This window comes from Sphingobacterium sp. UBA7249 (assembly GCF_002472835.1).
GTDB lineage: Bacteria > Bacteroidota > Bacteroidia > Sphingobacteriales > Sphingobacteriaceae > Sphingobacterium > Sphingobacterium prati.
In genome coordinates, this window is the sequence record NZ_DKST01000012.1 from 24,984 (window position 1) to 38,162 (window position 13,179).

Here is a 13,179-nt window from a genome sequence, read left to right on the forward strand (position 1 = left end):
TCCTCTTTTTTGTTGTTATTTTTATGTAGTTTAGCTATGACTATGTTGAACCGGGGTTATTATGTTGCAGCGCATTTTAGTTTTCATTTGTTTATTTCATGTATGTTTTTCACTATCCGCCCAAGATTACTCGGATAGCACTAAGGTTTTTCAGCGATTGGAATATCTCATGGAAAATCAGAAAATTTACGTTAAGAATCGAGAAGACAAACTGGATAAACTAAAACAGGAGGCAAAAGCCCTCGAAAATAACCAACAGCTGTTTTTTCAGAAGAATTATGAAATCTTTGAGAATTATAAGAAGTTCGATTCTGATGCTGCACTCAGTTATATTACCCTTTGTCAAAAACTGGCTCCCAGGGACAATGATTCACTTCAGACCGTTATTCATTTGGATTTAGCCTGGGTCTATTCCACGGTTGGACGATATATTGAAGCCTCAGCATTGTTGAACCAAATTAGTGCCACAGGTCTTGGTACCGATCTTTTAGCAAAATATTACGATACCTATAGCTCATTCTATAGCCATTATGGACAAAGTAATAATCGTCAGGAATATTATCAGGCAAGTGAACATTATCGGGATTCGTTATTGAAGGTTTTACCCAAATCTTCCTTGGAGTACCGGACAACCATCGCGACCAAGACTTTGTTTAACGGTAGTCGGGAAGACGCGAAAAAACAATTTCTAAACCTTTGGAATGAAAACCAGAAGGATTTGGAGCAACGGGCATTATTGTCCTACTTTATAAGCTTGATCTATAAATATGAAAAAAATACTGCTGGCCAGCTTTATTATCTAGCTGTCTCAGCAAGTGCGGATATCGAGATGGCAAATCGCGACAACGCCTCCTTTCATGATTTAGCCTTAGCATACTATGACAAACAAGATTTTGATCGCGCTTTTCGCTATATAGAAAAGGCCATTGATGACGCCATGTTATGTAAAGTGCGCTATCGGATTATTGAGGGTACCTCTTCCTATCCGATTATTAATGCCGCCTATCAACAGAAAATCAATAGTCAGAACAAGCAGTTGATTGCACTCGTTATCGTGGTCAGTATTTTGTTGATCGGAGGGATTATTGGCTTGATTGTGATTTATCGTCAAGTCCAGCATTTACGAAAGATTCGGTCACAGCTGTCGGCAACGAATCAACAATTACGGTCTTTAAATAATGAAATCAATCAAACCAATCTAAAACTATCAGAATCCAATCACATTAAAGAAGAATATATAGCCCAGTTTTTTGATATGTGTTCGAGCTATATCGACAAAATGGAGGATATACGAAAAGCATTGTTGAAAAAGGCATCTAACCAGCAGTGGGAAGCACTGCGGGAGCAACTCAAATCCACACAAATGGAGGAAAGGGAGATACAGCAACTGTATATCAATTTTGACCGAATATTTTTGAACCTTTATCCGACATTTGTTGATGAATTTAATGCGCTTCTTCAGGAAGATGAGAAGATCTATCCGAAGAAGACGGAGTTGCTCAATACCGAACTGCGTATTTTCGCTTTGATTCGATTGGGGATAGATGATTCGGTTAAAATTGCCAGTTTCCTTAGGTATTCCCTGCGTACAGTTTATAACTACAGAACCAAAGTACGGAATAAAGCTGCTGGGAACCGCGATGACTTTGAAGCTTCGGTATGTCAAATTGCAACTATTGATCGTTCCTAACCGTCGCCAATGAGCAGATGTACTGCCCCTTATGCACTTATAGGTCTTTTTTAAGTACTTTTTAGTCCGTTTTTATTTTTACAAAATACTGAATGTTAGATTGTTATGTTTTTTAACCGGTACTTTTTGAGTACTTGGTCTTTTTTTCTTGTATGGCTCCTAGTAGTTTTGTTTTGAGCGATAGAGCAGGGGAAACTTCATCGCCAATTTGGAATAACCAAAAGATAAAACAATAACCAATTTTTTATTTCATATGATTTACTTTACTCGAAAAGTAACCTTTTCAATGGGGCTGGTTTTCTTGTGTATGTGTTTGAACTCGGTATTTGCACAAGATCGGATTCAGGTTAGCGGTCGGGTGCTGGATGCGCAAGATCAGAGACCACTTGCTGGAGTCACAATTACACAGAAGGGTACCAGTAATGCGGCCTCCAGTAATGGAGACGGGCGTTTTCAAATTTCAGCTGTCCAAGGCAGTATACTTCAATTTAGTTTTATCGGCTATGATAACAAAGAATTGCCGGCCAATGGGACAATGACCGTCCAATTGAGCGCAGCCACAAACGTGCTTGAAGATGTTATTGTGATTGGCTACGGCGCTGTCAAACGTAAGGATGTCACTACAGCAATTTCTTCGGTGTCAACAAAAGACTTGGAAAAAAGGCCTGTCGTAAGTTTGGGCCAGGCAATACAAGGGAAAGCAGCAGGTGTGTCCGTGATCCAGCCCAACGGAGCACCAGGCGGTGAAATGTCCATAAAAGTCCGGGGTACAACCTCCTTTAATGGCTCTAATGATCCACTGTATGTTGTCGATGGATTACCCGTTGAAGATATCAAATTTTTATCACCAAGTGATATTGCTGATATCCAGATTTTAAAAGACGCCTCTTCTGCGGCTATTTATGGATCGCGTGGGGCAAATGGTGTTATTCTCGTAACCACAAAATCCGGAAAATCCGGGGAGGCTAAAATTACACTTGGAGCACAGGTTACAGCAAATGTGGTTAATAATACGGTGAAAGTTTTGAACACGGCGCAATACAAAGAGTTGATGGATGAAACAGGTTACATTAACCTCCCAGATGGTCTGAGTGATCAAACAGATTGGTTTAAGGAAACGTATCAAACGGGAGTTCAGCAAAATTATCAGTTGTCTATCTCCGATGGTAATGAAAAATTACGTTATTATCTGGGCGGGGGCTATCTGACAGAAAAAGGTACACTTCAGGGTTCATTTTTTAGACGCTATAACTTTAAAGCGAATATAGATAATCAGGTGAAAAAATGGATGAAGGTCAATGCCAATATTTCTTACGCGGACTATAATACCAATGGAATTATCTCGGGCAATGGATCCAATCGTGGCGGCGTAGTGACTTCGATAATCAATACCCCGACTTATGCGCCCATATGGGATCCATTATTTCCTGATCGTTATAACACAAATTTTAATGGGTTGAATATCAACAGTCCACTGGAAAATCTAGAACGCACCAAGAATAACAATAATCGGGAAAATAGGTTGTTGGCAACAGGAAGTGTATTGATATCTTTCATGCCCAATTTAACTTGGAAGTCTTCTTTCTCAATGGACAGACGATCGGGTGTTTTAACAACATTTTTAGATCCATGGGTTACTCAACAGGGCAGGAATCAGTTTGGAGAGGCCTCTGATGCGCGCAACACAAACACGGTATTGACCTGGGACAATGTGTTGACTTATAACAAGAGCTTCGGAAAGCATAGCTTGGAAACAATGGCGGGATCTTCCTGGACAGATTCCAAATATTCAAACAGTTATATTTATGGTTCCAACTATGCCAACGGTATTATACAGACGCTCAACGCGGCAAACAAGATTTCGTGGAACGGTACAGGATCCGGAGCTTCAAATTGGGCGATCTTATCCTACTTCGCCCGTGCGATGTATAATTATGACGGAAAATATCTGCTGACAGCAAACATGCGCGCTGATGGCTCGTCCAAATTAAGTCCTTCCGGGCGCTGGGGATATTTCCCATCCGTATCGGCAGCATGGCGTTTATCTGCTGAGGATTTTATGAAAGACGTAGATTGGATCAATGACCTGAAGATCCGTGGTGGCTGGGGTCAGACGGGCAACCAGTCAGGGTTGGGAGACTACTCCTATCTGTCATTTAATGTCATCCAACGACTACCTTGGTTTGAAGAAAAATATCAATACTCTCCACCGAATATTGGGAATTCGACTACGTTGCGAGCAACAGATTTAAAATGGGAAACGACCACCCAGGCGAACGTAGGGATTGATCTTTCAACATTGAATAACCGACTGACTGTGAACTTGGATTACTACCATAAAAAAACAACAGATATGTTGATGGAGGTAAGTTTGCCTACGGGCTCTTCTACGGCAAGTACAATTAAACGAAACGAGGGCGAGATGACTAATAAGGGATTTGAGGTCGGAATAAACTCCAAGAATTTAACAGGAGATTTTACATGGAATACGGATTTTAATATTTCTTTTAACAAGAACCGTCTGGATAAGCTCGTCTTTACAAAAATCTACAATGATGCGGTTACAAATAATCTAGTTAACGCAACTGTCGTTAGAAATGAACCCGGAAGGCCTTTAGGTGGATTTTATGGTTATATCTCTGATGGTGTAAATCCGGAGACAGGTGAATTAATGTATAGAGATCTGAATGGTGATGGCAAAACATCCCCTTCCGACCTGACTTATATTGGAGATCCCAATCCAAAATTTGTATATGGATTGACAAATAGCTTTTCCTGGAAAAATTTTGACTTAAGTATATTTCTTCAGGGTACTTATGGGAATGACATTTTCAATGCGAGCCGAATGGAAACAGAAGGAATGTATGATGGTCGTAACCAAACAACAGTTGTACTCGATCGCTGGCGCGTTCCGGGACAGATTACACATGTGCCCAAAGCAGGCTTTGATATTAAAAACTCATCTTATTTTGTAGAAGATGGAAGCTATTTGCGCGTAAAAAATATTTCATTGGGTTATTCTATCGCACCTGAACGTTTGAAAAAGATTGGAATTCAAAAGATTCAGCCTTATTTTTCGGCAAGCAACCTATTTACGCTGACTAAATATTCAGGCATGGACCCGGAGGTAAACCAGTGGGGAAATTCGGGAAGAGTACAAGGGCTCGATTGGGGAACATATCCGCAAAATAGATCTTTTGTACTTGGTGTAAATGTAGAATTTTAATTGAATTGTGATGAAAAAAACAAATATTAAATACGTTTTATCGTTGTTCATGACAGGCTTATTGCTGGCTTCGTGCTCGCTAAATCGCGATCCTCTGGACAGTTATACAGATGTGAGCCAGGGTAAAACGGAGAATGGAACGCAGATTGTATTTAAAAATAGAAGTGAGGTTGATAATTTTCTTTCGGGAATTTATCAGCAGATGCGCGATAGACAAGAACATTGGTATCTTGATTTATTGCTGATTGGCGATTCTCATGCCGATAATGCATATGCGGGCACTACAGGTGCAGAGGTCGTACCATTTGAAAATAATTCCATTGAAGGATCCAATTCTGTTGTTGATAGGGACTGGGCGCGATATCTGGAAGATATTGCCCGGGCCAACCGATTAATTATTAATATAGATAGCGTTGCCGATAAATCCATCAGTGATGCTGACATCAAAATATATAAGGCACAAGGTAAGATATTTCGTGCACTGGCCATGTTTGACATGGTACGCATATTTGGCTCTATTCCCGTAATCACGACACAGGGAAAGGACATTACGGAAGATAATATCGAAGAGGTATATCCAGAATATTTCCCTAAACAGGCAACAGAGGCGGAAGCGCACAAACAGATAGAAAAAGATCTTTTAGAGGCTCTTGTTGATGCCCCGGCCAATAATAACGCGAATAAAGCTTTGTTTACGAAGTCTGTCGCCCGGGCCATGCTGGCAAAACTTTATGCTGAGAAACCACTCCGGGATTACAATAAAGTCATTCAGTATGCAGATGCACTGGCTGGAGACGGCTTTGACCTGAATACGAATTACGGAGATTTGTATGAGTTAAATGCAGCTAGGACCGACCTAGCACAGCGGAATACGAAAGAATCAATCTTGGAAGCACAATTTATGCCTGGATCTGGAAATTGGGCAACCTGGATGTTTGGTCGCGACTTGTCCAATTATGATAATGCATTTACATGGGCAAAATGGGTAACCCCCTCCCGTGACTTGATACAAACCTATACGAATGAAGGCGATAAAATCCGTATGGAGCAATCCATCGTTTATTACACAACAACTTGGAGTAACTATTATCCTTCAAGCCACTATCCGTTCATGTTTAAATTGCGATCGGGCATGAACAGTATCGTTAAGCTACGGTACGCTGATATTTTATTGCTAAAAGCGGAAGCACTGATTCAGCAAGGCTCGAATCTTACTGCTGCGGCTGATATTATTGACAAAATCCGCACACGTGTTAAATTGCCAAAGTTAACTGCGGCAGTGCGTGCGAATAAAGACGCACTGTTCGAAGCATATTTGAAAGAGCGTCGTCTCGAATTGGCTTTTGAAGGGCAGCGCTGGTTTGATCTGGTTCGGTTGGATAAAGTGGAATCAGTAATGAATGCCGTGTATGCAAAGGATTCTGGAAGAAAGGCACAGGTATATCCCTTCACAAAGAATTCCTATCGCCTGCCGATTCCGCAACCTAAAATAGACCAGAATCCAAACTTAGTTCAGAATCCCGGATACTAATTATTTTAACTGTTTATGAAACGTAATAATAACACTATGATATATACATTCTTGTTGTCCTGTTTGATTACGGCAACATCTTGTAACCGCGACAGCTATACACCTTCTCAAGACGAAGACATAAAAAAAAGTGGTGACGTTACCATCTATACGACAACGGGCAATAGATCGTTGGATTTTGGAAAGCGATTCGTTGATTTCAGCTCAAAATCCAATATGTCTCCGAATACAATTACGTTGGATCCAGCTCAAAAGTTTCAAACGATGGATGGGTTTGGTGCTGCGATCACAGGTTCTACCTGTTATAACCTCATGAAAATGAATAAAGAAGATCGTACGAAATTCCTCACTGAGACGTTTTCAGACAAAGAAGGAATGGGTATGAGCTATATCCGTATCGCTATCGGATGTTCGGATTTTTCGTTGAGTGAGTATACCTGTTGGGATAAAGAAGGTAAGGAGAACTTTGGTTTACAGTCGGAGGAAACGCAATATATCATCCCCGTGCTGAAAGAAATACTGGCCATCAACCCGAATGTCAAAATTATGGGCTCACCCTGGACGCCGCCAAAATGGATGAAAGTGAATAACCTGACCGATTTAAAGCCCTTTGATTCCTGGACTAGTGGACAGTTAAACCCTAAATATTACCAAGACTATGGCTGGTATTTCGTGCAATGGCTACAGGCATTGAAGAAAGAAGGTATACCGGTGTATTCCATCACTGTTCAAAATGAGCCGTTGAATCGCAAAAATTCCGCCTCCATGTACATGTCATGGCAGGAACAGCAGGCATTTATCAAACAATCGCTCGGCCCACAGTTAAAAGCCGCAAATATAGCGACGAAAATCTATGCGTTTGACCATAACTACAACTACGATAATATAGCTGACCAAGAAGATTATCCGGTTAAAATCTATAATGACGCCGGAGCAGCTTCTTTTATTGCCGGAGCAGCTTATCACAATTACGGGGGCGATAAAGCCGAACTGTTGGATATTCATAACCAGCGCCCGGACAAAGAACTGATCTTTACTGAGACCTCCATCGGAGAATGGAATGATGGACGTAATCTTGACAAACGCCTGATCGAAGATATGCGCGAGGTAGCATTGGGAACAGTCAATAACTGGAGCAAAGGTGTTATTGTTTGGAACCTGATGCTGGATACAGATAAAGGGCCGAATCGGGAAGGTGGCTGCCAGACCTGTTATGGCGCGGTTGATATTAACAAGGCGAATTATAAAAGTATTACGCGCAACTCCCATTACTATATCGTAGGACATCTGTCTTCGGTCGTCAAGACCGGAGCGGTACGGATTGCTGCATCGGGATATACAGCCGAGGGGTTGGTCTATAGTGCTTTTCAGAATACAGATGGTAGCTATGCGTTGGTTTTGTTGAATGAATCCAATGACAATCGCAAAATCACCCTCGCAGATGGTAAACATCATTTTAGTTACGAGGTGCCAGCAAAATCTGTCGTCTCTTATCGTTGGAAAAATTAATGACAAGGGTTATGAAAAGATATCTCATCAATATAGTATTGGGCACTTTTGCGGTAGTTAGTTCCTGTAAAAAGGACGAAAAATATACCTATCAGATCGGTGACCCCAAAATTGAATTGAAATCAGACGTTTCAGCGGCTCACTTTGGCGATAGCCTGGCCTTTAGCGTACATGTATCAGATACTGAGATCGCGTTGTCTACGTTGAAGGCGCAGTTATACTTTACAGACGACAAGGTTGCCGAAACGACTATCCGTACCAAAGATTACGGAGACTATAGTGGAAAGATTTATGTCCCGTTTTTGAAAGATATTCCGGATGGAAAAGCGACGATCAAGTTTGTCCTACAAAATATTAGCCAGAAGACAACCGAACAATCTTTTGATATAGACTTGAGCCGTCCGGACTTTCCTTACCTCACGTTGGTCACCGGCTCGAAGTCCTACCGAATGGAAAAAATAGGCCGAAACAAATATGCCGCCAAAGAAAACTTTCCCTTCGCAGTGAAAGGATATATTCAGGCGCCAAAAGTCGGTACCCAGGGAAATAGCATGAATTTTGGTTGGGTCAATAATGCTGTAGCGCTCGGATCCACCTTGGACATTCCTTTCTCAAATTCGACCTCGGGAGTATATAGTATCGCATTTAATACCCTAAATTATCAGGCCTCACCTTTTATTATCGCTTATGCGATCAATGGAACAGTATTTACGCGTCTTGACGATACGCATTTCAAAGCCGAATTGAACATGACCAAAGGGAATCCGGTTACGATAGATGGTATCGAAGACTTGAAAGATTGGTGGATTGATTCGGATTTCTTCAGCCAAGCAGCCGATGGCACCATTACGTTCAATGGAACTAGCGGAAAGTATCGCATTACTGCCGACTTCGCACTCAAGTACTTCGTCGTTGAGGCAATGGCCGGAAATGACCTTGCTAAATTGCAGGAAGATGGTACTGGAGCGGTGTGGATTATTGGAGAAGGAGTTGGAAAACCAAAAGTATCCAATAATCAGGTGGGCTGGAATACAGATAAAGCACTCTGTTTAGTTCCACTGGGTAATAAAAAGTACCAAATTACATTGAAAGCAGGCGAATCAATCAATACTGATAATATAAACTTTAAGTTCTTTCACCAAAAAGGCTGGGGCGGAGAGTTTGGCGGTACGGATGTGACCACTTCAAGTGATATTGTATTTGTTGGTGATGGCAAAAATGGCCGTGATTCAGGGAATTTGGGTATCACAACAGGTAAAATGCTTGAAGCTGGTAAAACGTATGTATTTACCCTGGATTTGACAGCCGGTAACAAGAAAGCTGTGCTAACTGTTGTTCCAAAATAATATATGTTGATGTTTAAGTCCCTAGGTAAGACCTTACCTGGGGACTGTATTGTTTCCGATTGAATTTGTGTAATCCGGGATTCATTTATATATTTGCCGAACTCACAAGATGAAAACTAGACTGTTCATATGGATTTTATTGCCATTGATGCTTCTCCAGAGCTTCTCAACAGTATGGCTATGGACAGTTTTTGAGCTCAATAGAGATTACATTGCCCGTTATGAATGTGTGAATCGTTTCAACGAAAAAGCCCTGTCATGTCGAGGACAATGTATCCTGATGAAAAAAATGCGCGAACACGAAGAAAAGGAACAAAAGAACCTTGAATCTCGTATTATTGATGTTGTTTTTATCAACAATTCCCAGCATTTTGACTTTCAGCTATCTTCCTTGTTTCAAGGAATTGTCGTGGAACGCTCGTTCCCCGAATACAACGAAAACTATTCTTACGGACCCATCTTTACCATATTTCACCCCCCATTAGTTTAATTCCTTTTTAGAAATCATCATGACATGCATGTTGCTAACGGGTAGTGATATGTAGCTGCTCATGATCGCTTCATCGGCTATAAAGACCATTTATGTCGACTGAAACTGTCATGATTTATTCAACGCTATAAGAGGACGAATCACCGAGCGAAGCAAGCTCATGAATGCCGCTTAACGTACACGCGATGAATAAATCTGATAGCTTCATCACCACAGCATAAAAAAATTAAGCAGATGAAAAATTTTATTTGAACAGGCTGTCGGTTCTTTAGATCGCAGGTTTCAGGTAATTTAGAAAATTTCTTTAACAGAATATGTACTGCGGCCACCTTTCCGATAAGCATGCAGTCTATGTTTTGTCCCTTTCTAACCATCCTTTTCCCTGTGCTATACCCCTGCCTGTTAACTAAGCTAAGATGGTATTTTTATGAAGGTAAGTATATTGATAAAAACACTAGGTTTTTACAGCGCAATAATAGGCGTGTTTCTTGGAGCATGTACCAAAGGAAAAACAAATTATGAAGCCGAACGCGGTGCAGTAGTGGAGGAAGGGACTGAATTTAAAGAGGTCGCAAATGTTGCAACAGCTGGCTATACAATCAGCATAGAGGCATTGAATGGTGCATTTTATCGTGGATACAACGATATCCGTCTGCGGATTAAAAATATACAAACGAATGCTCCAGTGGACGGCTCCACAATAACATTTCTGCCCGTGCAAACTGCGATTACAGGAGAGAAAACTTCTTGTCCACACCAGTATGAGCTGGCGTATAAAGCAGACGATAAATATTTCTCCGGTTATAGTGTTTTCACCAGTGAAAGCGGAACAGGGGGTAGTTGGGCACTCTATATCAATTTTACCGTCGGCAATCAAACCTTTTCCCTGATAAAAGAGGTGTCGGTTAGACAACAGCCAAATAAAAATCTGAATATGACGACGTTCACAGGGTTGGATGATGAGCAGTATGTCATCGCATTGATTGCTCCGCAGAAGCCAAATGTTGCCGAAAATAAATTGGTCGCCGGCATCTATAAATTGAATAGGGCGCTTGATCCTTCAGCGGAAGGCCCCGCTGATCAACTGCAGTTTTCCTATTCGCAGGTTGAGCGTTATACGTTGAAGTTAGACCCGCGCATGCCCGAACCTTCCATGGGCAATCACTCATCTCCTAACAATAAAGATTTAGTGCAGGAACCGGATGGCTTATATCATGGTATTGTTAATTATACCATGACGGGCAACTGGACATTGAATTTCGTCCTGTTGAATCCTGCTGGAAAAGTGATTCGCGGTACAGAAGTGCCCAAGGATTTTACACCAGGAGTGGAAGGTGTAAAAAGTGAGCTACACCTCGACATTCTATTCTAAGCGTTATGAAGAAATTAAGTATTGTACTCTTTGTTCTTGCGCTTGGATTGGATGTTAATGGACAAATTGCTCCGGTAAAAAGAGATACAACGAGACGTTTGGGGGAAGTCAAGGTTGACGCTACGATCAAACGAAAGGTCGAAAGCGATATGAAAATGGCTGTCTCAGTCGATGAGTTTTTGGCTTCATCAGACAATATCAGTTTTATTAAGCGTGGAGCCTATGCATGGGAACCGTTACTGAACAACATGAGTACAGAGCGTTCTACAATCACAATCGAAGGTATGCATATTTTTGGCGCTTGTACGGATAAGATGGATCCCATTACTTCGTATGTGGAGAGCAATAACCTGTCTTCGGTTGATATTAAGTCAGGACAGGAGGGGAGTATGCATGGAGCCACAGTGGCTGGAAGTATAGATCTAAAAAGGAGAAGTACTCCCTTTGGTCTGCAGCAAAAAGTAGGTGGTGCGTATCAGACGGGTTTCGAGTTTAACAATAAGCAAGCATTTAATCTTGGAAATCTGTTCTATTCGACAGACAACTTTGTGGCTGACGGTAGCATTGCCTTTCGTAAAGCAGGTAATTATTATGACGGAAACAACAAGGAAGTACTGCACTCACAATATAATAAACTGAATGCATCATTGGGCCTGGCCTATAAGACAAGTCCACTTTCTGCGATCAGGGTAGATGCAATATTTGACCGTGCAAAAGATGTGGGTTTCCCAGCTTTGCCCATGGATCTTTGGTTATCGCGGGCGATTATCACATCTGCATCCTATAAACAATTGTTTGAGCAAGGGCTGGTTAAAGTATGGGATACCAAAGTTTATTTCAACGCTGTGGAGCACTATATGGATGATACGACACGACCGGAGAATTTGGTACACATGGATATGCCCGGATGGAGTACGACGTATGGATTGGTGTCAAAAATAAATTTAAAGAAAGACCGATATTCTTCGGAGGTACAATTCAATGCCTACGATAATCTTTCGATAGCGGAAATGCGAATGTACCCCCAAGATCGTTCCAAACAGACCATGTTTGCTTATAGCTGGCCTTGGGTAACAACCCGTTTTGCAAGTATGGCAATGAATAATTCCTGGGAAATTTCAGAAAGAAGTAAAGTGAATCTTGGTGGTTCGTTAGGCTGGAACTATAACTACTCCAAATACGTGGAATTTAACTGGATTTTTCATCCCGGAGCACCACAAAAAAAGAATAGATGGCTTCCGAGTCTACATGCCAGCTACGAGTTAAACTTAAATCAGTTTGATATTTCGTTAGGAACAGGTTTTGGCCATCGCGCGCCTTCTGTTTCCGAAGCCTATGGCTATTATATCTACAATAGCTTTGATCGTTATGATTATATCGGGAACCCCGATCTAAAGAATGAGATTTCTTATGAAGGCAACGCCAGCGTTGGATTCAAGACTGAGAAGCTAAGTATTGCTGCAAAAGTTAACTATTTCTACATCAACAATTATATCATCGGGCAGATTTTGAGTTTAGGAAGCCCTATGAATTATCAATCCGTCGGTGTAAAAGGTTATACTTCTTTAAATAAGGCTACACTGTTTAATACAGCTATTAATGTAGATTATAAAATCCTGGATAACCTGCATTGGAAAGTCGTGCTTACCTATGCAAGAGGAAAGGATGATGAAGGCGGGAATCTACCTTTTATACGTCCGTTGAGTTATCAGACTTCGCTGCATTATGGGTATAAAAAACTCGGCTTGCGGACCTCCTTAAACGGAGATTTTGCACAGACCAACTACAGCCCCATGTACGGTGAAGATCTAACTGGCGCATACAAAATATGGAATCTATCGGCCGATTACAGTTTCAATCTTGGTAAGCTCAAATCTGTCTTTCAGATTGGTGCGGAGAACCTGTTGAATGAATATTATAGTACCTATGCGGATTGGGGAAATATACCCCGGATGGGACGGAATATTTTTACATCCTTAAAAGTCAATTTTTAAATAACTTAAAACTTAGAATAA

At 41.2% G+C, this 13,179-nt stretch carries 8 protein-coding genes; all 8 read left to right on the top strand.

What is annotated here, in order from left to right; all coding sequences use genetic code 11:
* The first annotated feature begins 169 nt into the window (after positions 1-169).
* A complete protein-coding gene (locus B4A24_RS07895; RefSeq protein ID WP_293944192.1) occupies positions 170-1,690 on the top strand; it encodes a DUF6377 domain-containing protein in 1,521 nt (506 codons plus the stop codon).
* Between the two features lie 286 nt (positions 1,691-1,976).
* A complete protein-coding gene (locus B4A24_RS07900) occupies positions 1,977-4,916 on the top strand; it encodes a SusC/RagA family TonB-linked outer membrane protein (RefSeq protein ID WP_293944194.1) in 2,940 nt (979 codons plus the stop codon).
* 10 nt (positions 4,917-4,926) lie between these two features.
* Positions 4,927-6,447: a RagB/SusD family nutrient uptake outer membrane protein gene (locus B4A24_RS07905; protein WP_293944196.1), complete on the top strand. Its 1,521-nt coding sequence runs from the start codon at positions 4,927-4,929 to the stop codon at positions 6,445-6,447.
* A 36-nt stretch (positions 6,448-6,483) separates the two neighbouring features.
* The gene (locus tag B4A24_RS07910) at positions 6,484-7,956 is read left to right on the top strand and encodes a glycoside hydrolase family 30 protein (RefSeq protein WP_293944198.1); all 1,473 of its coding nucleotides are present in this window, start codon (positions 6,484-6,486) and stop codon (positions 7,954-7,956) included.
* Between the two features lie 11 nt (positions 7,957-7,967).
* Complete coding sequence (locus B4A24_RS07915; RefSeq protein ID WP_293944200.1) at positions 7,968-9,302, top strand: DUF5125 domain-containing protein; 1,335 nt, start codon at positions 7,968-7,970, stop codon at positions 9,300-9,302.
* A 109-nt stretch (positions 9,303-9,411) separates the two neighbouring features.
* Positions 9,412-9,792: a hypothetical protein gene (locus B4A24_RS07920; RefSeq protein ID WP_293944201.1), complete on the top strand. Its 381-nt coding sequence runs from the start codon at positions 9,412-9,414 to the stop codon at positions 9,790-9,792.
* Positions 9,793-10,219: 427 nt separating this feature from the next.
* Entirely contained in the window at positions 10,220-11,164 is a 945-nt protein-coding gene (locus B4A24_RS07925; protein ID WP_293944202.1) for a hypothetical protein, read from the top strand.
* 5 nt (positions 11,165-11,169) lie between these two features.
* On the top strand, positions 11,170-13,158 hold the full coding sequence (locus tag B4A24_RS07930; RefSeq protein WP_293944203.1) for a TonB-dependent receptor plug domain-containing protein: 1,989 nt from the start codon (positions 11,170-11,172) through the stop codon (positions 13,156-13,158).
* Positions 13,159-13,179: the final 21 nt, after the last annotated feature.